Raw genomic sequence first — 24,242 nt, forward strand, 5'->3', positions numbered from 1 at the left:
TTCATCCTTTCCTATTAAAAAAAGCGAGTCAGCACTCGCTTTTGTCTCAGACTGTTTCTAAAAAGGCTGTAACCTGTTCAGGTGTTTTTCGTTCTTTCCCGACATAACGGCCTGTCTCTTCATTTTCACGATACGCGACGAAACTCGGGATTCCGAAGATGTCCATTTCCTGGGCAATTTCAATGTGCTGATCGCGATCGACGTAATAAAAATTGAATTCATTAAACGTCTGTTCCATCTCCGGCATGAACGGATCTAAAAACCGGCAATCCGGGCACCAATCCGCCGAGAAAAGGAAAATCGATTTTTCTTTTTTTGCTTGGTCAAATTGTTCTTTTGATTCTAATTTTTCCATCTGTTACACTCCCTCAATACTTGCTTTTTCATTGGGTTCATCATAGCATATTCGAATGTTTCTGTGCGTTTTGGCGCTCTGTTTGCTATACTGCAACTAGAAAATGTCCTGAAAGGAAATTATTATGACTGATCAACCTGTTAAACATCCTTTCGAACGATTTGTAGGTTTTGTCGGCATGACAAGTTGTCTCCGATATGGATATTCGTTCATCGATTCCGAGCGTAGCCTGCCTCAAATTCTTATTTTTCTTGTGGTCGGATTCGCCATCATCATGTTACTCGAAGCCATCGGGAAACGGCTCGCCAGAAAATTACCAATCGTTCGGATGCGTTACTTGATTCCGCTCTATCTATTGTACTTGTATGTCTTTTTCACAAGTTTTTACTCCAGCTCGTTTGGTTTTTCCCTGTAAGTATACGTATGTAAAGAGAAACAGGCGGTGGATGCGCATCCACCGCCTGTTTCTCTTTCTTTGCCTCTTTCAAAAAGCCAATGAACAAGCATATTCTCATTAGTACTCGATTTTCAAATCTCCGTCTTTAATCCGTCCCATGCGATGAAGGGCCCGATAAATCAAATAACTCAGCAGCGCTGGTGCCAGGAAACATAAAACAAAGACAGCTAAATAATACTCCGCTTCAAATCCCATCGTTTTTAACATCATCAGCGGACCGACAAGTCCGCTTGTCCCCATACCCGATCCTTCAGGATTACTTTCGAGTGTCAACAAGACGGTCGCGAACGGTGCGAGCAGTGCTCCTGCCAGTGTCGGCGGGACAATCGTCCATGGATTTCGAATGATATTACCCACTTGTAACATCGACGTGCCGATTCCTTGGGCAATTAATCCGCCAATCCCGTTATCCCTGTAACTGATGACACCAAATCCGATCATCTGTGCCGCACAGCCAATCGTTGCAGCACCGGCCGCCAGTCCGTCAAGACCTAACATGATACCGAGGGCAGCACTTGAAATCGGAGCTGTTAAGGCGAGACCCATGACGGTCGCGACAAAAATCCCCATGATCAAGGGTTCTCTTTCTGTTCCCCACCGGATGACTTCTCCTAAATCGATCATCAATGTTCCAATCCAAGCTCCGACGTACTTACCACTTACAAAACCGACGAGCAACGTGATCAATGGCGTCAAGATGATATCAAGACGCGTCGTCTTTGAAATCAATTTTCCGATTTCAGTAGCAATGACCGCTGCGACATAACTTCCGGCAGGGCCTCCTGCTTCATAACCAAATGCACCGACAGCAACGGCAGAAAACAAAACGAGTGGTGGCGCTTCAAGTGCAAACGCGACAGCCACTCCGATTGCCGGACCCGTCAGCGCGATTGCCTGTTCTCCGACCGTAACGAGCATTCCCGCTTCAATACCTCTTGCAATCAATCCTTCACCTATCGTCTTTAAAATTAATCCCATAATCAAAGAACTGAATAACCCTAATGCCATATAGCTGAGCACTGTAATAAAATATACTTTCGGACTAAGTAAAATCCCTTTTCTTTTTAACAAGATGCCACTTCCTTCTGTTTGAAATCAGATTCATTATAACAAACCCCCAAAAAAGGTCATACATTTGTTTTTCATGTGACAAGACAGTCGGGATGTAAAAAGAGGATGCACAAAGGCATCCTCCATTATCTTCATTTGATTTGTAATGTTGCGAGCGTCGTCGCATCGAGTTGCGTGACAAGTTTCTTGAGCAATTCTTTTGCCGCATCGTAGTCATCCGTGTGCATGATCGAGGCATGCGTATGAATATAACGTGCCGGAAGACCGACGACCGTCGTCGGAATACCGTTGTTTGAACGATGAATGACTCCCCCGTCCGTTCCGCCTGCACCAACATAGTATTGATACGGAATCTTGTTCGATTCTGCCGTATCGAGAACATAATCTGTCATTTCTTTCGATAAAATCATGACGCTGTCCTTAATCCGTAACAACGGTCCTTGACCGAGCTGACCAAATTCTGTTTTATCACCTGAAGCATCGTTGGCCGGTGAGGCGTCGACGACAAAGGCAACATCCGGATCGATCAGATTCGTTGCTGTTTGTGCGCCGCGTAAGCCGACCTCTTCTTGAACCGTCGCTCCTGAGAATAAGATGTTTGGATGATCCGACGCTGTCGTCTCTTCCAACAACTCGATCGCCATACCGACGCCGTACCGGTTATCCCATGCTTTCGCCATGATTTTTTTAGGATTGGCCATCGGTGTGAACGGGAAGAACGGAACAGCCGGAATACCCGGACGGATGCCGAAAGATTCCGCTTCTTCTTTTGAGTCTGCCCCGACATCGATGAACATATCTTTGATTGCCATCGGCTTATTCCGGACTTCATCCGTCAATAAATGTGGTGGTATCGAGGCAATGACACCGGGAATGATGCCGTTATCCCCACAAATCGAGAACCGTTGTGCGAGCAGTACCTGACTCCACCAACCGCCGAGCGGTTGAATCCGGAGCATGCCGTTTTTCGTAATCTGCGTTACCATGAAGGCCACTTCGTCCATATGACCGGCAACCATAACCTTCGGACCATTTTCCTGTCCCGTCCGTTTGCCAAAAATCGAACCGAGACCGTCCATGACGATTTCATCCGTCACCGGTGTAATGCGTTCTTTGACAAAGCGTCTGACATCGTGTTCAAATCCAGGTGCACCATTTAATTCTGTCAACGTTCGAAACAAGTCTCTTGTTTTTTCATTCATATGTATCGCCCCCTGTTCATTCATTATACAAAATTTTGCTTCAATCACTTAACCTTTTGTTTCTCACTGGACGAATTATTTGGTACAGTAGGAATAGAACCTGTAAGGAGGGGAATTTTAATGAAAAAACGCTATTGGATTATCGGTCTCGCAGCAGCGGTCGTTGCCGCTTTCGCAGTCAAGAAGGCTGTCGACAACAAACAACTCTCTGCCGAGGAAGCGCTCGAAATCACGAAACGCACATTTTCAGCAAAAGGACGTGTCCAAGGTGCATGGATCTCTGCAACACCAGAGGCGTACGCATACGAGTCACGTGACTACCAAAGCTACAAAGGTGGCATCTCGGTCCTTGAAGGTGACGATGAAAAAACGTATCAATTCACAGTTGATGCGGAAACAGGTGCTTTACTCGAATACGCATAATAGACGGACCATACTTCGATCGACGAAGTATGGTCTTTTAAAAGAAAGGAGTCTCGACATGTCTTTACTCGCTATCTTCTTTGTACTGCTAGTCGCTGTGGAACATTTTTATATCATGGTACTTGAAATGTTTCTTCTATCATCTAAGTCTGCCAAACGTACATTCGGACTGACCGAAGAAGCGGTCTCAAATCCGCAAATCCGGACATTATTCGCCAATCAAGGTCTTTACAACGGTTTTCTTGCCGCCGGTCTGATCTTCGGACTGATTCTTGATTCCCCGGCTGTTCAGTTGTATTTCCTCGGATGCGTCATCGTTGCTGCCCTTTACGGTGCAGCTACTGCAAATGTCTCGATTCTTTTCAAACAAGGACTTCCAGCCATCATCGCTTTTTTACTCGTTTTATTTATCTAAAAAAAATCCCTTGTCCGTCCCGACGAATCGGGTCAGACAAGGGATTTTCATTTGTTTAAAAAAGATTAACGCGGGTTATCATTACGCTCGTAGATCGGGTTCATGTATTCCGTAGTAGAGTACAGACGCGGTACAACAACGTATAGCATGATAGCTGGTACAGCAATTAATAAGATCATGAGTAACATCGGCAACCAGTAGACTACTTTTTGGTGCAGGTTATCCGAGTTGCTGTCAATGTATTCTTTGACGCCGTCTACTTTAGCCGCATCTGCGCTTGTAAGTAATTTACCGCTGTCTGCGTTAAAGAAATGGATTTCACGTTTGATCGTGATGAAGATTCCATCACGAACAGTCTCGATTACCGCGATTCCGCCGATAATCTGTTCACCTTTTTCACCAGTGAATGTTTTTGGATCTTCAATTTCTACAGAACCTTTTTTATAGTCGTAATGTGTACTCTTCAAATCCTCGTCAAGTGCTTTTTGCATAGATGACGTATCAATCGCAGCGAATACCGATTGTCCGATACTCAATGCGAGAAAGAGTGCCGTTACGAAGGCTAAGCTTTTTTGCCACATCCCCAATTTCCCCCTTTACCTGTAAATACAGTTCTTCAGTCAACAACATTGTACCAATTAATAAGAAAAAAGTGTGAAAGAAATGCTAGGAAAATAAGAAAACTTTTTGTCTAAATTATTTCGTATATGTTGCTTCCATCCGATAAATCGGTTGACCCAGTGCTGAAAAACGTTCTTCGTATTCCGTTCTGACGTTATTTTCCGGCTCATTGGCATGTAAATCAAGCGACATCCAATCGAATGTCATGCCGTAAGCAGACATCGTCATCAGACTGGATTCAAATAATTTCCGGTTATCCGTCTTAAAATGAATCTGCCCTTTTTCCGGTAAAATATCTTCATACGTCGCTAAAAACGTTTTGTACGTCAAGCGGCGTTTGGCATGGCGTGATTTCGGCCAAGGATCGGAGAAGTTCAAATAAACACGGGCAACCTCTCCTTTTTCAAAGAAGTCACGCAAATCTTTTGCATCAACCGTCAAGACACGAACGTTTTCAAGTGGTTCTTCCACCATCTTTTGAACGATTGCGACCGCAACGCTTTCAAACAACTCGATCGCGATAAAGTTGACCTCCGGATGCTGTTTTGCCATCCCTGTGATGAAGGCCCCTTTGCCTGACCCGACTTCGATGTAAATCGGATTTTCATTTTTAAATTCATTCGACCAGTTTCCTTTTAAAGTCGACGGGTCTGCTATATAGATGGAGGATTGCTCTTTCATATAATCCAGCGCCCATGGTTTGTGGCGTAAACGCATATTGTTCATCCTTTCGATTCTTAAATTATCCGCAGATAAGTTTATCATGATTCGGGTAAATATATAAGATGTTCTTGATTGACGCCAAAAAGAAAGTTCAGCAGATCGTCACTTGAGAATAACTGAGCAATCTACTACACTTACAGTACAAAGTTTCTTGAAGGAGGTTTTAATGATGGATGACTTCTTAATTGCCTGGGGTTCTCCGATCGTCCTTGTCATGGGTGTAGCAGCCCTTTTTGTTTGGGCGACATTTGGGAAAGTTAATGCGGAATAATGCTGACGTGTCAGACATCTTGTGTAGATCACAAGGTGTCTTTTTTAGTTTCTGAACGATTCACCTTGGTTTCTCACTAAAACAGATGTATACTTTTTACGAAACAGTTTTTATATTACAGCTATCGAACAACCAAAACTACTGGTAGAAAAGGAGAATTGTAATGATTGAAAAACAAAACAGTGAATCAGAAGAATTAGTACAGAAGAAAACAGGGGCCGATTTGGTCGTGGATACTCTCATCGAACAGGGTGTCGATTACATTTTCGGAATTCCTGGAGCTAAAATTGATTCTGTCTTTAACGTTTTGCAAGACCGCGGACCAGAACTGATCGTCGCACGTCATGAGCAGAACGCTGCTTTCATGGCGCAGGCGATCGGTCGCTTGACGGATAAACCCGGTGTGGTTCTTGTCACGTCAGGACCAGGTGCTTCGAATCTTGCGACCGGTCTTGTCACGGCAAACTCTGAAGGCGATCCTGTCGTCGCGATTGCCGGCGCCGTCACAAGAGCTGATCGTTTGAAACGAACACATCAATCGATGGATAACCAAGCACTGTTCAAACCGATCACGAACTTCAGTGCTGAAGTTCAAGATGCTGACAACATTCCCGAAGTGTTATCCAATGCTTTCCGGACGGCCGAAACGACATCAGGTGCTGCGTTCGTCAGCATTCCGCAAGATGTCGGATTAAATGAAGCAAACGTCACTTCGTTTAAAGCCGTCCAAACCCCTAAACTCGGAATTGCACCGGAAGAATGGATCGATGAGACAGCTACCTTAATCGAACAAGCGAAATTACCGGTCTTATTACTTGGTATGCGTTCAAGTCAACCCCGTGTCGTCGAAGCAATCCGTGCTTTGTTAACACGCGTTTCGATTCCAGTCGTTCAGACATTCCAAGCGGCCGGCACACTGTCGCGCGAGCTTGAATCCAATTTTTATGGCCGAGTCGGTCTTTTCCGTAACCAACCGGGAGATGCTTTGCTTGCTGAAGCCGATCTTGTCTTGTCGATCGGATACGATCCAATTGGGTACGATCCGAAATTCTGGAATCAACCGTCTCAGGAGCGGACATTAATCCACCTCGATCAAATGCGGGCTGAAATTGATCATTTCTATCGTCCTGACCGCGAGCTTGTCGGTGATGTCGCAGCAACCATCAATGCTTTATCAGAACGGTTAAACGCATTGACACTTCCAGAAAGTTCAACTGAGTTTTTACGTGGTCTTCAACAACGGTTGGAAGAACGGGACATCCCGCCAATCGTCAAAGACTCGCCACTCACTCATCCGCTTTACTTTATGAAAACGTTACGCGAACAAATTGCTGACGATGTGACGGTCACAGTCGATGTCGGTTCACATTATATTTGGATGGCGCGTCACTTCCGTTCGTATGAACCACGTCACCTTCTATTCAGTAACGGGATGCAGACGCTTGGTGTTGCATTACCATGGGCGATTGCGGCGACACTCGTTCGTCCCGGTAAAAAAGCCGTCTCGATTTCCGGAGATGGCGGCTTCCTCTTTTCTGCAATGGAACTGGAGACGGCAGTCCGTCTGAATGCCCCGCTCGTCCATTTCGTCTGGCGTGACAGCGGCTTTGATATGGTAGCATTCCAGCAGGAAATGAAGTACAACCGAAAATCCGGTACATCGTTCGGTGAAGTCGATTTAGTGAAATATGCTGAAAGTTTTGGTGCAAAAGGACTTCGTGTCAATCATCCGTCAGAGCTCATCTCGGTCATGGAAGAAGCATGGCAAACAGACGGTCCTGTAATCGTTGATGTCCCGATTGACTACAGCGATAACATTACACTCGGCAAAGAGGTACACTTGGATCAACTGAACTGATAAGGAGATGGAAGCGATGCAACACGAGGATACGTTACTTCAGATTTCGACAATGATGGCTTTACTCGACGGCGTGTTCGAAAGTGAGACACGCTACGAGTCGATTCTTCCCGGACATGATTTCGGGATCGGAACATTTGATCATCTCGACGGGGAAATGATCGGTTTTGATGGTTTCTTTTATCAATTACGGTCGGACGGCAGTGCCCGTCCACTCGATCCGGAGACGACGACGCCGTTCTGTTCTCTGACACGATTTGTTCCGGAACAGTCGTTGTCCGTGAAGCAAACGATGACGAAAGCTGATTTCGAACACTGGTTAAGTGAGCAGCTGAGTACAGTCAACAGCTTTTACGCGGTACGGATTGAAGGACGATTTTCCGAGGTCAAGACACGGACCGTCGCCCGACAGGAAAAACCCTTCCGTCCGATTACTGAAGCCGTCGCGACACAAAGTGCCCGGACATTCGAACAAATTGACGGGACGCTGGCCGGTTACTTCACACCCCGGTTCGGTCATGGAATCGCAGTCGCAGGTTATCATCTTCATTTCATCGACCAGGAACGAAGCGGTGGAGGTCATGTTTTCGACTATACGGTACAGGACGTGACGGTCACGTTTGAAGAAAAACCAAGGCTGGATTTACGTTTGCCGACGACAGAAGCTTATCGTCAAGCGGATCTCGAAAGTCACGATATCGAAAAAGAAATACAAATTGCTGAAGGCTAAAAAAATGTGCGGACACAGAATGATTCTGTGTCCGCACATTTTTTTAGCCTTTAAAGCTCGTTATATCGAAAGTACCCAGCGCTGATTTAATCTTCCTGCTCCATCTCAAGCAGTTGGGCCAAGAAAAGATAACTCTCTGCTGCATCCGGATGCACGGTATCTTCATACCAATAAATTGAGAGTACCGCCTGAGCCACGACATACCAATACATCCGCTGCTTCAGATCTGCCGTCAACGGATGTCCGTAATTCGCAAACCATTCCGGCCAACACTCTTCGTCGACATAACTGTATAACATCATTCCAAGATCATAAGCACGATCCGCAATGATGGCATCATCCCAATCATTAAGATACAGATGTCCATCTGTTCCGACCAACCAGTTATTATGATTCAAATCCGAGTGACAAACGACTTGCTCGTCCGTTCTAACAAAAGGTAATTGTTCTGACAGATAGTCGATTGCCTGTTCAATCAATTCCGGTTGTTCCAGTTCAGCAGGTTGAAAATACAGCCGGCATTGCCGTAAAAGTTCATCCGGTTCGATCGGACGCTGATCCAGTTGTTGTAACATGAACAGCAATTCCTTCGAGTCATGAATTTTTCCGAGCAACCTTGCGACTTCCGGCCGTTCCATCATTTCCGGTTCCAGTTCTTGTCCCTCAATGAATTGTTGGGCACTGATGACATCTCCGCTATAAATCCGCTTCGTCCAAAGCAGCTTCGGTACGATTCCATCCGCTGATAAAATCGCCAAAAATGGCGAGGAGTTTCGTTTTAAAAAGAGTTTTGACTGCCCTGTCGAGGCAATATATGCTTCTCCCGTGATTCCGCCTGCTGGCGTAAGGGTCCAGCCTTCGCCAAGCGCATCTAAAATATCTAATTCCATTATAATCCGCTCAACTTTTTAGTAGATTTGCCTTAAGGCACAATGATTATCTTAACATGTGGCGATCGTTGTTGACAACGGAAGGACCGTGATCTGCGAAACACCCTTTTCAAGTGGCGTAACGGATGCTTCGTTGCCGTGGACATGTACATTCCATCTCGGATGATCGAGCACAATTTCAATTTTTTCAAACGTCACATTATGAACGACAAGCGTCCGTTGCCAGGCATCATATGAATGAACGGCCCCTACTTCGTAGGCGATGACACCCGGATGCATCGGCAAAAAATGCATCAGTTCTTGCACCTGGTTGGCTCGGTGTAATCGGAATCCTCCGTGCATTCGACGGATTTGTAAGATATTTTTTAAATAATCGACCATATGCGCATGGCGATCGCGTAACGTCCAATCCATCCGATTGATCGTATCAGGTGCATTGTAACTGTTCTCGACCCCTTGTTTTGTCCGTCCGAACTCCTGTCCGGCGTGAATAAACGGAATACCGGCCGCTAAGAAAATAATCGTCTGAGCCAGTCGACTCATTTGTAACCGTGTCACTTCATCCAAATCCGGTCGGGCGAGCGCTAACTTATCATACAAGGTATGGTTGTCATGTGCTTCGACATAATTGATCGAATACGTCGGCTCAGGAAAACGCCCGGTCGTTTGACCGTCCAATGTGATACTCCCGGCCATCCCGTTTCGCACTTCCCCTTCCCACCAACCATTACCCGATACAAAACCACAATCCGTTTCATTGAACGTCGAGCCTTTTAACGCATCCCGGAAAACATCGTTAAAATGACCAATCCGAGGCATTTGCGAAGCAACTGAACTGATGGCCTTTTGACGTTGCGGTAAAGGTGTCGCCAAGTCCCAGCCTTCTCCATAAACAAGAATGGTCGGATCGATATGATCCAATGCTGCCCGGACATGGTTCATCGTCTCAACATCATGAATCCCCATCAGGTCAAAGCGAAAAGCATCCACCTGAAAAATGTCCGCAAAATACGTCAGGCAATCAACAATCATCCGTCTCATCATAAACCGTTCCGATGCCGTATCATTCCCGACACCTGTTCCGTTGGCAAGTGTCCCGTCCACTTCGTAACGGAAATAGTAACCCGGTACCAGATGTTCGAGTGCGGATTGCTCCCGAATATAGACATGATTCATGACAACATCAAACGTCACCCGAATTCCTGCCGCGTGCAACTGTTCGATCATCTCGACATATTCAAGAATCCGGACTTTCGGATCAGTCGGGTTACTGGCATAACATCCGGTCAGTGAAAACCATTGAACAGGATCATATCCCCAGTTATAAGGAAGACGACTGACTTCCTCTGTCGTCGTAAACAGGTGAACCGGTAACAATTGAAGATGGGTCACCCCCAACTCAAGTAAATAATCAATGCCTGTCGAACGTCCTTCCGGTGAAACGGTTCCTGTTTCCGTCATCCCTATGTATTGTCCGGGATGATGCGAGCCGGAAGACGAATCAATCGTAAAATCCCGGATATGCGCTTCATAAATGATGGCATCTGTCGGTTTGATCAACAGCGGTCGTTTTTGTCGATGCGGAAACTGCCGGTTAATTTCTTGCTCGACATCAAGCAAAACAGCAAACTGTCCATTTACGCTGACTGCCTTTGCATAAGGATCGACGACTTCATGTGTTCCCTGATACGTCGTGACCCGGTAACGGTAACGGCTGTTTTCCCATGTTCGGGGAACTACTAAACGATACGCCCCACGTTCTTGCCGTTCGAAGTCCCGGCTGTCGATTTCGACACCGGCTTGATCGTAGCGAATACACTCCAACCTCTCGGCCAGCGGTGACCAGACGTATAAAGAAATCATTTCCGTGTCATAGACGGCACCTAAAGGTCCTTCATAACTGTATTTGCGGTCGAATCCCGCCGTTTGGACAATCCGGTTCGGCAATACACGGACTCGTTCCTGATTGGGTAAGATGATTTCATAACACCGTTCTACTTCAACCGCCCGGTCGAGCAGCAGTGTCAATTTGATTGTTACGTCCGTATCTTCTCGACGTTCAATGAAATAGTTCATCGGCTGACCATCACAGACGAGCAAAAACTCACCTTGTTCAACCGGTGTCGTCGTCTCCATTAGAATGGTTTGAAATGTCACGAACTCAACTGAACACAATCCGACTTGCTGCGTTTCCGATTCATTATTTACCATCTGTTTACGCGACAATCAAACATCTTGCCGCTTCCCTCCCTATTTTTGAATCCGCCCGTTTTCTTGACTGTTCAGCGCCATTTGAAAGGTCACCGAAACCGTTTCTTTTAAGATCTGTTCGCATACCCGCATTTGAGAAGCTTTTGTATGCACAGCCGACAAATTCATTTTCCGTAGCCAATCCGTGAAGTCCACCTTACTGACATATGTCGTCGTTGTCTCTTTCGGAATTTGATCGAAGTAACCTTGCGATGCAATGACAACACGTTCGATTGGTAATATGAATTCGGAACCTAGAATCAATCGCAGAATATCCTCCGTCCGCTTTAAGCTGATTAATGGATTGACGATATTCTTTGGCGGGGCTTTAAAGGGTTGTTCCCGCCACAGTTTATTTCGCTTGATATGATAGATACTTTCTTCCCCGTCTAACCAGTCCAGTATATAGATGGCAGAAGGTCCTACGACAAACGGACTGAGTTCAACCTCTCCTTGCTGGTATTGAATGACGGCACGATAAAACATGCCGAATTGATCGTTCAAGAGATGCAACATTTGATAAAAGTCAAGATGGCGTCTTAAAGGCAAGCGCCAGATGTCTTCTTCCGTCGCTCCGCCTGCCACGTAAATTAATTTTTGGACTTCTACTCGCTTTTTATACCATTTATCAAACGCCGGCTTTGAGATTTGTTTTCCCGGCACCTGAAACCTCTCTGGTTTTTTAAAAGGCTGCCACCATTTTTTCGGCCGAATGATCGTCTCACCCGGAAACAGTTCACCCGACTCCCATTTTTTAAGGACATTCGCATAATCCACCAGCTGTTGTTCTTTGAAACGCTTCGAAGCTTCCAACGGATTTCGTTCATATCGGCTTTCTAAATCATAAAGTTTCATCAATAATGCCAATCATATCACCTCGTTATTTCTTCCCAAATGGAAATCGTGTGTCTGCCTGATACCGCGGCTGATCGTCGGGGCAAATCTGATACAGAACGATTTCATTGACATCCAAGCTGCCGCCAGGTGTTTGTTCGGGTGGATGGAGCGCCACTTCTTGATTCCACTTCTTCGCAAGAGTAATATGCGGAACAAACGGTTTAGCCGGATCCGGATCAATCCGTCGGGCAAGCTGAAACAGTTTTTCCTCATATGCCGGTCCGACGGCAAAGACACGAGGCCTCTCGGCTGATCCAAACCGTTCAAGGTGATCTAATTTCAAGGTAAAAGCAAAAGTGAGCTGAGCAATTTCCGTCAGTTGACGTCGCCAATTTCTCAACTCGTCCTCTGTTAACGTTCCTAAAAAACGTAGCGTCAGATGATACTCGCCTGATTCGTACACCGTTTTGTAATAACGGCCAAGCGCTAGAGGAGCCGCGAATCGCGTCAACATCTCGTCAGCAACCGGGATAGCGATGAAGTAGTGTTTTTGCATACGGATCACTCCTTGATTTTTGAGCTGACCAGATACAAACAAGCACCTAACAAGCTACTACCTGTATATACCCAAAATACGGCATAGATGGTCCATTGATCAAAAACAATCCCACTCATTAAATTAAACAATGCCGTCGCAAGACCGGTCGTCGTCGCCATATATGTACTGACTGCCGTCGCCACTGTCGAAGGTGGAACGAGCGAGCGAACATATTCAAGTGCGACCGGAATCAACAGACCGATGATGAATCCTTGTAATGCTGCCAATATCCAGAGTGTAAAAATCGGCGGCTCAAGCGCCAGTATCCCTGTCCGTACCGCGGATAAAACAGAGATGAACACCAGGACAGGAATCGGTCCAAACCGCATCATGACACGCGTCGCAACCCGCATGAACGGTATTTCGCATAAGACAGCGACAAAAAAAAGTGTTCCGACGAGTGCTGTTGATTCCCCACGAATCGTCACATAACTTCCAAAGTAATAGTTATTCGCAAAAATTGGTCCGAATACTAAACTTCCACCTGCTAAAAACAGTAAAAAACGTTTGTTTGAAAATAACGATTTCAGCGGAATATGTTCACGCTCGACGGTCGAAACCGGCGTTTCTTCAATTCCGATCAACACAAGAAATCCAAGAACAAGCGCAGCTCCGCTAGCATAAAAAATCGCACCGAGTGATCCTTGTTCCGTTACCTGTCCAAGGATAAAGACAGCCAGTGCAAAACCGGCGGAACCAAATAAGCGTAATGCTCCGTAGTCGACTGATTTTCTTTTTGAAAATTCGATGGCCAACGTATCGACAAGCGGAATATGTGCACACTGGAACAATGCCCAAAGTGAAGAAATTAATAACAGGAATAAGTAGACAGACGTCAATAAATAACTGAGCGTTAAGAGCCCTGCAGCGAGTAAAGCCACTAACAACAGACGTTTCGGTCGTCCGAAGCGGTCTGCCGCCATGCCCCAAACCGGTTGTAAAACAATTGATAACACTGGACCTACTGCAACAATCGTTCCGATTTCGGATGCCGATAATTGAAAGGCATCATTGGAAAAATAGAGTGCCAAGTATGGAATAAGTGCACCTTGCCCAAAGAAGATGAAAAAATAAAGGGCTTGAAAATGATATTTTTGACGATGGATCACAACTGAGTCTCCTTCAAGAATCAATCCCCCTATCACAACGGATTTGGGGGATTCATTTCGTTATACTATTTTTTTTAAGATGCACTGATGCTTATTTCGCCAATTCGTAAATCGCCTCTGCATAGATGGCAACGGCTAATAAGAGTTCTTCAAAATCAACATACTCATCCACCTGGTGCGCAACTTCCGGTCCACCAGGGAAAACAGGTCCAAATGCGACACCTGCTGTCAATGAACGGGCATAGGTTCCGCCGCCGATCGCAATTAAGTCGGCCTTTTGATTCGTTTGCCGTTCGTAAACCGCACTGAGCGTCCGGATCAGTTCATGGTTCGGATCGACGTGATGCGGTGGCATATGCGTCCGTGTTTGAAGTTCGAATCCGTATGCACTCGCGGCTTCTTTAATCAATTGCAACCGTTCTGTGAAATCGGCACTGTAAGGGTAACGGATATTGATTGAAGCTGTCCCTTGTCCGTTTTCGTAACGGAACACTCCACCGTTGATCGTCAGGTCGCCTGTTTCATCAGATGCCGCCACTCCGAGTGCAACACCGCGTGAGTCGCGGAACATGTGCACGATCATTTCAAGATAACGGCGGCCGCTGTAATCCAAGTGGAGCGTATGCAAGAAACGCGCCAGATGAAGGGCGGCATTTTTCCCGTTGTCCGGTTCCATCGCATGGGCGGCGACGCCAATCACATCAAAGATGAGGCCTTCTGCCGTCTCCTTGATTGTCCCTGTCACACCTTGCTTTTCTAAATACTGGTGGAAATCTTCTTCAACCGTTCCCCGCTCAGCGACATGTACCGTCGCTGTCGCGTGACCCGGTACCATATTCGGACGTTCTCCGCCTTCAAAGCGAATCAGTTGGTAGCCTGTATCTGCGGCTTTAACCGGTTTACCTTGAGTCAGCAGACCGTCGTACAATCCTTTTTCTGCATTGATGATTGGAAAATCAGCATCCGGTGCAAATCCAAGCGTCGGCATTTCTTCATGCTTGAAGTAATGATTCACACACCGCCATTCACTTTCTTCGTCCCCGCCGGCAATCAGACGAATTCGTTTTGAAAGCGGAAGTCCCAACTCTTTAACGATTTTTAAGGCATAATATGCTGCCATCGTCGGTCCTTTGTCATCAATCGCACCCCGCGCAATCAATTTTCCGTCAGCCAATGTCGGATTAAATGGGCCGTACGTCCAGTTATCCCCGCCCGCTGGGACGACGTCCAAGTGGCAAAGAATACCGAGCAATTCATCTCCTTGACCATATTCAAGGTGACCGGCATACCCATCAACGTTTTTCGTGATGAATCTATCGCGGTCCCCGAGCGCGAGCATCCAATCGAGCGCACGTTTGACTTCGGTTCCGAATGGAGCTCCTTCCTGAATCGTTGTTTCATCGAGAATACTAGGTATGCGTAACAATTCCTTTAAATCAACTAAAAGATCTTCGCGTCGTGCCATGACTTCTTCTTTCCAATTGACCATATGACTTCTCTCCCTTATCCGCTGATTCGTTCACCTTTAAGTATAGCGAAAATTTGACAATTACGAACATCCAAAATACCAAATCTTTTGTTATTACGTTTTTAACGAACATTGAAAGATAAAAAACACCTTTCATTCGCTATTGGGTGTTGAAAGTTTGTGTTATTTTTGCAAACGTTCGGTTAAATTACTTGCATTCTATACTAAAAGAGTTATACTAAAGGCGAAACAACTTAATTAATCATCGTCTTTTGTCACCCGAAGCTTTAGAACACTATTCTATCCATTGGGGGAGTGGTTATACCAATGAAAGATTCTACAGACCGTATGTTGACCCGGATTAAATCGATTTATCTCTATATCAATGAGAACGGAGCTACTACGACAGCAGACTTGGTTGAAGAGTTCGGCATTACTTCAAGGACCGTCCAGCGTGACTTGAATGTGCTTGAATACAACAACCTCATTGTAAGCCCAAGACGCGGTACTTGGACATCAAGTAAAAAACAACGACAAGCCGGCTGATTAAGATGTTTCATCAGACTATTTTCTGTTACGACGCGAATCCTTCGCGTCTTTTTTTTGTTATTTTTTTTTCAGGCAGGGTATATCTAGTTTGAGAAGGAGATGATGAGATGAATATTTTAATTATTGGAGCAAACGGAACAACCGGGCGGAAAATGATTGAGCTGATCGGCAAGCAAGGTCAGCATCAAGCCATCGCTGTAGTCCGGGAAGAAAACCAGATCAATGACTTGATTGCACTTGGAGCGTCTGAAGTCCGCCTTGGTGATTTAACGAAAGATGTCACGGACGTCGTCAAAGATGCCGATGTTGTCATTTTCGCTGCTGGTGCCGGTGGCGCTTCCGAAGAATTGACACGTGCCGTTGACCAGGATGGCGCAATCAAAGTCATCGATGCGGCTAAAGCAAGCGGAATTGAGCGTTTCTTGATGCTCAGTTCAGTTGGCGCTGATCACCCGCAAGGTGATTTGAAAGTTTATCTGGAATCTAAGGGTGCGGCGGACCGTCATTTAAAAGACAGTGGCCTCGATTATACGATTGTTCGGCCGGGTCCACTCAGTTACGATGAGCCGAGCGGCTCGATCGAGACACAAGAACATTTTGATTCATATGAGGGACGCGAAGTCTCACGAGATGATATTGCGGCTCTGTTCGTCACATTGATTGATCATCCGACTCAAACACGTCAGTTTGAAGTACTCAGTGGTCCCTTCCCGATTGCGGAAGCCCTTCGTAACCAGTAATCGACAAAGAGGCTGGGACATAACTCGGCTTATAAATAAAAAGACCCTCGAAACTTTTTTCGTTTCGAGGGTCTTTACTTATTCCGGTTTCCAGTCGAACAGGGCTAATTCACCACGTGTGAGTTCCCGGTATTCGCCTGCTTCGAGTGTCGAATCGAGCGGCAGTTGTCCAATCGACAAGCGTTTCAAATACGTCACTTCTTTTCCGAGAGCCAACATCATCCGTTTGACTTGATGGAACTTCCCTTCGGTAATCGTCAGCTCGAGTGTAGACGTTTCATCCATCGCTTCCAGGATGACCAGCTTTCCCGGTTTTGTTTTATACCCGTCTTCAAGCGTGACCCCTTCTGCAACTTCTTCCACGTCCTCTTCCGTCAGCGTACCGATGACTTCCGCATAGTAGACTTTTTCAACGTGTTTCTTCGGTGACATCAACGCATGATTAAAGGATCCGTCATTTGTCAACAGCAACAATCCTTCCGTATCCTTGTCGAGTCGTCCGACCGGAAAGGGTTTAAAGTACGTCACATCTTCAAACAGTAAATCAATGACGGTTTGATCCCGCTTATCTTCAGTCGCACTGATTACGCCCGGCGGTTTGTTCATCATCAAGTAGATGAACTTTTGATACGTGACCGGTTCCCCGTATAAAAGTACGTGTTGCTGTTCGGTATCAACATGTTGCTTCGGATCATACACGATTTCTCCGTCAACTTGAATCGCACCGGATTTGAGTAATTGTTTTACTTCTTTCCGCGATCCGGCTCCCATGTTTGAGAGTAATTTATCTAGACGCATTTCCTCGTCCCCGTTTCATTGAAAATTTTCTTCCTAATACAGCTTCCGCTAATCCGCTCCAAATGGCAAGACCTGCAAAGACGACGATTCCAATTCCTGCTCCGACGATTAAAATGATGAGCGAACCGACCGTCGTAGCGGGTAACATGACCGATAATCCCCATTTCACCAGCGCGACGCTCGCACCCATGATGGCACTGATGATCATGATCAGTGACGTCCGGCGTAAGACCGTACTGAACGGAAACTGAACCGTTTGCGTAATCCGGAAGAACATCAATCCCGTCGCGACGACGTATCCGAGAATCGTTGCATATCCGGCACCCGTTCCGTCTCCTGTCCAGTGAATCAGGGGAGCATTCAACAGATATTTCGTCAGCAATCCTGCCAATGTCGCAACAATCGTGAAATACTGCCGGTTGATGCCTTGCAATACAGCGGCCGTGACGGAATACAGCGCAAGGAACAGCGCACTTGGTGCATAACTCAATAAATAGACCCAGGCAGCCTGATCTTTCGGGAATAAGACATGGAACGTCTCTTCACTCAGCAAAATCATACCGACGACCGCTGGAATTGTTACGAAAAAGGCCAGTTGATAAATTTGCGAGATTTGTTTCCGGACTTTCCGCATATCCCCTTGTGTAAACGAGGCCGTCAACAATGGTGTCGCGGATAAGGATAACCCCGTCGCGACCGAAACCGGAATCAGGACAATCTTATGACTATCTGCAATCAGATAGGCCGTTGCATTCCCCGCTGCTTCCAGCGTGTAACCAATACTTTGTAAAGCCGCATTCATCGTGTTTTGATCAATGACCTGATAAAGCGGTGTTGATAACCCGACCATGACGATTGGGATCGCATACGTCAACAATTCTTTGTACAGTCCTGCTAACGGACGATCCGGCGATATCGTCGTCTGACCATCGCGTAAGGCTTTTAAACCGGGTGCACGTTTTCGGAAATAATAAACGAGTACGACAACACTGCCGATTGCCCCGATGAAGGCACTGAACGTCGCAATCGTTGCTGCCCACGCTGCATCCGTGTCAAACAGATAAATCGCGATGCTGACGCCGGCCAGTAAAAAGATGATTCGCACGATTTGCTCCAGGATCTGCGAAATCGCTGTCGGTCCCATCGATTGATACCCTTGAAAATAACCCCGTGTCATACTCATCGCCGGAATCAGAATCAAGGCAAAGCTGACACCACGGATCGTCATCGTGACAGCATCGACATATGAAGCCGAATCGACATCTCCTCCGGGTATTGCCCGGTGAGCCAAATACGGAGCCAGTAAAAATAAGGCCAGAAAGGAAACTACACCGGTGATGGACATGATTTTTAATCCGGATCGGTATAATCGTTCGCTTGTGTCGTATTCCCCCATCGCATTATACTTTGCGACGAACTTCGAAACGGCGACCGGAATACCGGCTGTTGCCAGACCAATCATGATGGCATAATAATTATAGGCATACGTGTAGAACATGATTCCCGTCGCTCCGACCATGAACTGAAACGGAAACAGATAAATCAGACCAAGGGCACGGGAAATGAGTGATGCACCGGATAACAACATCGTTCCACGAACGAATCCGGTATTACTGGATGAAGTTTCTTGCTTTTTGCTCACAGTCGACATGGATAACCTTCCTCGCACTTTCTATTTTTTCTTAACTCAATAAACGTCTCAATATACAAGTTCTCTCTTGCACAATTGCAAATCATTATACCGCTCAGCTTCCATAAAAGAAAGAGACGGTTTGTTTACAGTACAAACTTCTGCTAAAGTGAAACAAGCAGAATCCAACAAATGAGGTGACCACATGTATGATGTAATCGTAATCGGAGGCGGCCCAAGCGGTTTAATGGCAACGCTCGCCTCGTTACAAGCAGGCGCGAAGACGCTTTTGCTCGATAAAGGAAGTAAACTTGGACGAAAACTGGCGATTTCAGGGGGCGGTCGGTGTAACGTCACAAATCGCAAACCACTGGAAGAGTTGGTTCAATCGATTCCGGGAAACGGCCGTTTTCTCTATAGCGCCTTTTCGCAGTTCAATAACGAATCGATCATTGAACTGTTCGAAGGGTTTGGTGTCGCCCTAAAAGAAGAGGACAACGGACGGATGTTCCCTGTTTCCGATAAAGCGGCCGATGTCGTTCGTGTGTTGATTGATCAAATTCGTCAACACGGCGCCGAAATCCAAATCAATGCCGAAGTCGCAACCCTCGACTTTCATCCGGATGGTTCGTTTGCAGCCGTCTTGCTCGCTGACGGAACCCGCCTTGAAGCCAAAAGTTGTGTCGTCGCTGTCGGCGGACAATCGGTTCCCCACACCGGTTCAACCGGTGACGGCTATCCTTGGGCACGTAAAGCCGGCCATACGATCACGGAACTCTTTCCGACGGAAGTCCCGATTTTACTGAACGACACGTTCATTCAGGAAAAGACATTACAAGGTCTTTCCTTACGTGACGTTGCTCTGACCGTCCATGGCAAAAAAGACAAACCGATTAAAACGCATACCGGTGACCTCCTGTTCACGCATTTCGGTCTGAGTGGTCCGATTGCGTTACGGTGCAGTCAGTACACGATCAAAGAAAGAAAACGATCAGGTGAGCGAGTCGTCCATCTCTCGATCGATTTGTTCCCGGATGAATCAATCGGTGCGTTGACGGAACGATTCCAAGCCGCCCTTGCCGCTAATCCGAAAAAGACAGTCCGTAATGCGTTAAAAGGATTTGTTCCAGAACGGTTACTCGACCTGTTATTTGCTAAAATCGGTTTCGGTGATGAAGTGTGTACGCAAATTAAGAAGCAGGACTTCACCCAATTGTTAGCAACGCTCAAACGGTTCCCGCTTCAAGCAGTAGGAACACTCGACTTTGATAAGGCATTCGTCACCGGAGGTGGCGTTTCGATTAAGGAAATCCAGCCGAAAACGATGATGTCGAAAAAAGCAGACGGTCTCTTTTTCGCCGGCGAAATCCTCGACATTCACGGCTATACAGGCGGTTACAACATCACAGCCGCTTTCGTGACCGGACATTGTGCCGGAACGAATGCTGCCTTGACCGCATTATGACAAAAAGGCTAGTTCCTACACGGAGCTAGCCTTTTAGTCGATTGGCGTAAACGAACGGCTCGAGAATTTATCCGTTTGGATGAGTGCAAACAACTCATTGTCCTGAACAAATATTCCTTCTGCCCCGTACACTTTCGGACTCGCTGATTCCCCCGTGATTGTCACATCTTTCGTATCAATCGAATACAGGAATAACGCTTCCGAATCCAATGTATAAATCCGCCCTTGCCGCTCGGCCAGACCGATCGGATGGAAGTTTTCCGTGAAGGCTTTTTTCGCATCACTGCGCATGCCACTGGCCGTGTCGATCCGTTTTCGTGCCACGATCGTCAAATACGGTGGTTTTTGTTTTTTCTTCAAGGCACGCTTTTCCTTCGCAGTCGCCTCTTTATCAATCTTGATTTCATCTTGTTTCATCGCAAAATACGTCAGTTCACTTCGTGCTAACGAGCGAATGTGATTGATCGTATAAAATTGTTTTTTCTTGGCATCGTAACCGAGTCCGTGAAAGCTGTCACGGATTGTCGTACCTGCTACCCGCTCTCGTTTGTCTTCTTTCCAGACGCCCTCTTCCCGTTTGACTGTCACGAGAATTTGATTGGATGTCAATAAGGCGACGGTCTCGCCGTCAACGAGCGTCATTCCGTCAAGTCCCGATAACATCAACTTGCCTTCATCCTCGATTTGGAATGAAGCATTGATACGTTCTCCTGTCCCACTGATTTCAAAAAAGTGATAATCTTCCGTTACAACAAGATAAGAACCAATCGAATCATCATACAACATCTGTTGGACATTCTTGATCAACGGTTCTTCCGGATTTGGAATCGAGGACGGCGTTTTCGGTGGTACTTGTTTCACAGCTGCTTGGTGTTTGGATTGTGTCTCAATTTTTGCAAACGTCTCTTGAATTTGTGCTACGGTCTCAGGTCTCGAAAAGACGAGGGCCACACAAAGGATCAGACCGGAGACGACGGCAAAAATCGTTGTATAGACTATATAAGTTCGTTTCATTTACACAAATCGCCTTTCTGTCTCGGTTTCTGATTCAGTTTAGCAGAAGGCGCCCTAAAAAAAAAGCGGACTTGCGACGGAGATAATCGAAAACCCCTCGATCTGATTAAATCAGATGAGGGGTTTCAGCTTAGTTTGCTACGATGTTGATCAGTTTTTTCGGGACGACGATGACTTTTCGAACCGTTTTATCACCAATCCACTCTTGTGTTTTTTCATCTGCAAACGCAAGAGCTTCAATTTCTTCTTTCGTTGCGTCGATGCTGATGACGAGCTTCGAACGGACTTTGCCGTTGACTTGAATGACGAATTCCATTGTATCGCTGACGAGTTTCGTTTCATCGAATGTCGGCCATACCGCATATGTCAAGGTGTCGTCAAAGCCAAGTTGTTCCCATAACTCTTCCCCTAAGTGCGGAGCAACCGGAGTCAATAATTGAATGAACCCACGAAGGAAATGGCGTGGCAAGACCGGTTGTTTGTTTGCTTCGTTGACGAAGACCATCAACTGCGAAATGCCGGTGTTGAACTGAATATTCGTGAAATCTTCCGTTACTTTCTTAACCGTCTGGTGGTAGACACGTTCAAAGTCCGCATCGACTGTCGTCACATCTTGAATGTCCGCTGTCCGTTCAAACAGACGCCAGACGCGGTCAAGGAAACGACGTGCTCCATCTAGACCGTTCTCCGACCAGGAAACTGAAGCATCCAGTGGTCCCATGAACATCTCATATAAACGGAGCGTATCCGCACCGTGCGATTTGACGATTTCATCCGGATTGATGACGTTTCCGCGTGATTTCGACATTTTTTCGTTGTTTTCTCCGAGAATCATCCCTTGGTTATATAACTTTTGGAATGGTTCTTTCGTCGGTACGACACCGATATCATACAAGACTTTGTGCCAGAAGCGGGCGTAGAGTAAATGAAGTACGGCATGTTCAGCCCCTCCGATGTAAATATCAACCGGGAGCCAGTATTTTAATTTTTCCGGATCGGCAATCGCTTCTTCATTGTGCGGATCGATGAAGCGAAGGTAATACCAGCAGCTGCCGCCCCATTGTGGCATCGTATTCGTCTCACGACGCCCTTTAAGTCCTGTGACCGGATCCGTGTAATCGAGCCAGTCTTCAGCAAGAGCGAGTGGAGATTCACCCGTTCCCGACGGCTTGATTTCCGGAATCATCGGCAATTCAAGCGGAAGTTCTGATTTATCGAGCGTCTTCATCGTTCCGTCTTCCATGTGGACGACCGGAATCGGCTCACCCCAGTACCGTTGACGGCTGAATAACCAGTCACGCAACCGGAAAGTGATTTTTTTGCGTCCGACTTGATTCGTCTCAAGTTCAGCGATGATTGTCTCAATCGCTTCTTGTTTTGATAGTCCGTCGAGCATCTGTGAATTGACGTGCTCTCCTTCACCCGTGTACGCTGCTTCGTCGACGTTACCGCCTGTTACGACTTCGATGATTGGCAGGTCAAACTGTTTCGCAAATTCATGATCTCGCTCGTCATGTGCCGGTACGGCCATGATGGCGCCTGTCCCATATGTCGCGAGGACATAATCGGCGATCCAGATCGGCAGACGTTCTCCGGAAATCGGATTGACGGCAAAAGCTCCCGTGAAGACGCCTGTTTTTTCTTTCGCAAGATCTGTCCGCTCCAAGTCTGATTTCGTCTGAACAGATGCGATATACGTTTTAACAGCTTCTTCATGATCGGCTGTCGTGATGTCCGCGACGAACGGATGCTCCGGTGCAAGAACAAGGTAAGTTGCCCCGAAAATTGTATCCGGACGTGTCGTAAAGACCGTCACTTGTTTTTTATGACCGTCAATCGTAAAGTCGATTTCCGCCCCTTCCGATTTTCCGATCCAGTTCCGTTGCATTTCTTTCACCGATTCTGGCCAATCGAGTTCATCTAAATCTTCCAGTAAACGGTCCGCATACTCTGTGATTTTTAAGACCCACTGCCGCATCGGAACACGGACGACGGGATGATTGCCACGCTCCGACAGTCCGTCGATGACTTCCTCGTTCGCAAGGACTGTTCCAAGCGCCGGACACCAGTTAACCGCGACTTCGTCAACGAAAGCAAGTCCTTGTTCATACAATTTCGTAAAGATCCACTGTGTCCATTTGTAATAATTTGGATCCGTCGTATTGATTTCACGATCCCAATCATATGAGAATCCTAAATCTTTTAACTGACGTTTGAACGTCTCGATGTTTTGCGCTGTAAACTCCCGCGGATCATTCCCTGTATCAAGGGCATACTGTTCCGCTGGAAGTCCAAACGCATCCCATCCCATCGGATGAAGGACGTTGTACCCCTGCATCCGTTTCATCCGTGCGAGGATATCCGTTGCCGTGTATCCTTCTGGGTGTCCGACATGGAGTCCTGCTCCCGATGGATAAGGAAACATGTCTAACGCATAAAAACCTTCTTTTTCCGGATCTTCTGTTGTGACGAACGCATTGTCCTGTTCCCAGCGCGCTTGCCATTTCGGTTCGATTTCACGATGATTGTACGGCATCTCTATTCCTCCTCTGAATATACAAAAAACCGGTCTCCGCCCCTAGGAATAGGGACGAAAGACCGGTTTGTCTCCCGCGGTACCACCCACGTTGTCTGCTGAAGCAGACCACTTGATTCACGGATAACGGTGTGAAGGACCGGAGTTCGCTACTTGATTTCACGAATCATGCTCCCTGACGAGTTCACGGACGATTCCGACTGGTTTGCACCGATCACCAGCTCTCTAAACG

At 46.6% G+C, this 24,242-nt stretch carries 23 protein-coding genes and 1 other annotated feature (1 of these 24 only partly in view); of the genes, 8 read left to right on the forward strand and 15 right to left on the reverse strand.

The features are described from left to right. Nucleotides 1-46: 46 nt before the first annotated feature. Nucleotides 47-355 carry a thioredoxin family protein gene (locus HNY42_RS13025; RefSeq protein WP_131972375.1) on the reverse strand — a complete coding sequence of 103 codons (309 nt, stop codon included), beginning with the start codon at nt 353-355 and terminating at the stop codon, nt 47-49. Nucleotides 356-479: 124 nt separating this feature from the next. Here HNY42_RS13025 and HNY42_RS13030 point away from each other — a divergent pair, with 124 nt between their 5' ends. Further along, nucleotides 480-770: a hypothetical protein gene (locus HNY42_RS13030; RefSeq protein WP_026827701.1), complete on the forward strand. Its 291-nt coding sequence runs from the start codon at nt 480-482 to the stop codon at nt 768-770. Between the two features lie 99 nt (nt 771-869). Here the strand turns inward: HNY42_RS13030 and HNY42_RS13035 are convergent, their stop codons facing one another. Next, a complete protein-coding gene (locus HNY42_RS13035) occupies nt 870-1,883 on the reverse strand; it encodes a PTS sugar transporter subunit IIC (protein ID WP_188004603.1) in 1,014 nt (337 codons plus the stop codon). A 131-nt stretch (nt 1,884-2,014) separates the two neighbouring features. Beyond that, nucleotides 2,015-3,085 (reverse strand): M42 family metallopeptidase, encoded by a 1,071-nt coding sequence (locus tag HNY42_RS13040; protein WP_131502097.1) that lies wholly within the window; start codon nt 3,083-3,085, stop codon nt 2,015-2,017. 120 nt (nt 3,086-3,205) lie between these two features. Here HNY42_RS13040 and HNY42_RS13045 point away from each other — a divergent pair, with 120 nt between their 5' ends. After that, on the forward strand, nt 3,206-3,508 hold the full coding sequence (locus HNY42_RS13045) for a PepSY domain-containing protein (protein WP_012371126.1): 303 nt from the start codon (nt 3,206-3,208) through the stop codon (nt 3,506-3,508). Between the two features lie 58 nt (nt 3,509-3,566). Continuing rightward, nucleotides 3,567-3,923 (forward strand): DUF1304 domain-containing protein, encoded by a 357-nt coding sequence (locus tag HNY42_RS13050; RefSeq protein WP_188004604.1) that lies wholly within the window; start codon nt 3,567-3,569, stop codon nt 3,921-3,923. A 65-nt stretch (nt 3,924-3,988) separates the two neighbouring features. On the opposite strand, the gene HNY42_RS13055 is transcribed toward HNY42_RS13050, so the two are convergent. After that, on the reverse strand, nt 3,989-4,504 hold the full coding sequence (locus HNY42_RS13055) for a hypothetical protein (RefSeq protein WP_131502099.1): 516 nt from the start codon (nt 4,502-4,504) through the stop codon (nt 3,989-3,991). A gap of 115 nt (nt 4,505-4,619) precedes the next feature. Beyond that, nucleotides 4,620-5,261, reverse strand: coding sequence for a tRNA (guanosine(46)-N7)-methyltransferase TrmB (gene trmB / locus HNY42_RS13060; RefSeq protein WP_188004605.1), 642 nt, complete (start codon nt 5,259-5,261; stop codon nt 4,620-4,622). Between the two features lie 440 nt (nt 5,262-5,701). Between trmB and alsS the strand changes: the two genes are divergently transcribed. Both alsS and budA read left to right on the forward strand, forming a co-directional pair. Then, nucleotides 5,702-7,396 (forward strand): acetolactate synthase AlsS, encoded by a 1,695-nt coding sequence (gene alsS, locus HNY42_RS13065; protein WP_131502100.1) that lies wholly within the window; start codon nt 5,702-5,704, stop codon nt 7,394-7,396. A gap of 16 nt (nt 7,397-7,412) precedes the next feature. After that, nucleotides 7,413-8,126 (forward strand): acetolactate decarboxylase, encoded by a 714-nt coding sequence (gene budA / locus HNY42_RS13070; protein WP_188004606.1) that lies wholly within the window; start codon nt 7,413-7,415, stop codon nt 8,124-8,126. Between the two features lie 86 nt (nt 8,127-8,212). Here the strand turns inward: budA and HNY42_RS13075 are convergent, their stop codons facing one another. The 6 genes from HNY42_RS13075 to pepV form a co-directional block, all read right to left on the reverse strand. Next, the gene (locus tag HNY42_RS13075; RefSeq protein ID WP_131502102.1) at nt 8,213-9,016 is read right to left on the reverse strand and encodes a phosphotransferase family protein; all 804 of its coding nucleotides are present in this window, start codon (nt 9,014-9,016) and stop codon (nt 8,213-8,215) included. A 51-nt stretch (nt 9,017-9,067) separates the two neighbouring features. Beyond that, complete coding sequence (gene pulA / locus HNY42_RS13080) at nt 9,068-11,227, reverse strand: type I pullulanase (protein ID WP_188004607.1); 2,160 nt, start codon at nt 11,225-11,227, stop codon at nt 9,068-9,070. Between the two features lie 39 nt (nt 11,228-11,266). Continuing rightward, on the reverse strand, nt 11,267-12,133 hold the full coding sequence (locus tag HNY42_RS13085) for a hypothetical protein (RefSeq protein WP_131502104.1): 867 nt from the start codon (nt 12,131-12,133) through the stop codon (nt 11,267-11,269). Between the two features lie 13 nt (nt 12,134-12,146). Next, nucleotides 12,147-12,659, reverse strand: a complete 513-nt coding sequence (thpR, locus tag HNY42_RS13090) for an RNA 2',3'-cyclic phosphodiesterase (protein ID WP_188004608.1) — start codon at nt 12,657-12,659, stop codon at nt 12,147-12,149. Between the two features lie 5 nt (nt 12,660-12,664). Beyond that, nucleotides 12,665-13,810 carry an MFS transporter gene (locus HNY42_RS13095; RefSeq protein ID WP_188004609.1) on the reverse strand — a complete coding sequence of 382 codons (1,146 nt, stop codon included), beginning with the start codon at nt 13,808-13,810 and terminating at the stop codon, nt 12,665-12,667. Nucleotides 13,811-13,901: 91 nt separating this feature from the next. Continuing rightward, nucleotides 13,902-15,299, reverse strand: coding sequence for a dipeptidase PepV (gene pepV / locus HNY42_RS13100; protein ID WP_188004610.1), 1,398 nt, complete (start codon nt 15,297-15,299; stop codon nt 13,902-13,904). Between the two features lie 306 nt (nt 15,300-15,605). On the opposite strand from pepV, the gene HNY42_RS13105 reads away from it, so the two are divergent. Together HNY42_RS13105 and HNY42_RS13110 are read left to right on the forward strand one after the other, a co-directional pair. Next, nucleotides 15,606-15,824: a DeoR family transcriptional regulator gene (locus tag HNY42_RS13105; RefSeq protein ID WP_012371138.1), complete on the forward strand. Its 219-nt coding sequence runs from the start codon at nt 15,606-15,608 to the stop codon at nt 15,822-15,824. 110 nt (nt 15,825-15,934) lie between these two features. Then, on the forward strand, nt 15,935-16,567 hold the full coding sequence (locus tag HNY42_RS13110) for an SDR family oxidoreductase (protein ID WP_188004611.1): 633 nt from the start codon (nt 15,935-15,937) through the stop codon (nt 16,565-16,567). A gap of 78 nt (nt 16,568-16,645) precedes the next feature. On the opposite strand, the gene HNY42_RS13115 is transcribed toward HNY42_RS13110, so the two are convergent. After that, entirely contained in the window at nt 16,646-17,365 is a 720-nt protein-coding gene (locus HNY42_RS13115) for a pseudouridine synthase (RefSeq protein ID WP_188004612.1), read from the reverse strand. Then, a complete protein-coding gene (locus tag HNY42_RS13120) occupies nt 17,352-19,016 on the reverse strand; it encodes a putative polysaccharide biosynthesis protein (RefSeq protein ID WP_188004613.1) in 1,665 nt (554 codons plus the stop codon). Before HNY42_RS13120 ends, HNY42_RS13115 begins: the two co-directional genes overlap by 14 nt. A 184-nt stretch (nt 19,017-19,200) precedes the next feature. Between HNY42_RS13120 and HNY42_RS13125 the strand changes: the two genes are divergently transcribed. Beyond that, on the forward strand, nt 19,201-20,460 hold the full coding sequence (locus HNY42_RS13125) for a BaiN/RdsA family NAD(P)/FAD-dependent oxidoreductase (RefSeq protein WP_188004614.1): 1,260 nt from the start codon (nt 19,201-19,203) through the stop codon (nt 20,458-20,460). A 33-nt stretch (nt 20,461-20,493) separates the two neighbouring features. Here the strand turns inward: HNY42_RS13125 and HNY42_RS13130 are convergent, their stop codons facing one another. Next, nucleotides 20,494-21,474: a hypothetical protein gene (locus HNY42_RS13130; protein WP_188004615.1), complete on the reverse strand. Its 981-nt coding sequence runs from the start codon at nt 21,472-21,474 to the stop codon at nt 20,494-20,496. Between the two features lie 130 nt (nt 21,475-21,604). Further along, on the reverse strand, nt 21,605-24,010 hold the full coding sequence (gene leuS / locus HNY42_RS13135) for a leucine--tRNA ligase (protein WP_188004616.1): 2,406 nt from the start codon (nt 24,008-24,010) through the stop codon (nt 21,605-21,607). A 47-nt stretch (nt 24,011-24,057) separates the two neighbouring features. Continuing rightward, nucleotides 24,058-24,242 (reverse strand) — a binding site (T-box leader) (it continues 37 nt past the right edge of the window).

The sequence above is a fragment of the Exiguobacterium sp. Helios genome (genome assembly GCF_014524545.1).
GTDB lineage: Bacteria > Bacillota > Bacilli > Exiguobacteriales > Exiguobacteriaceae > Exiguobacterium_A.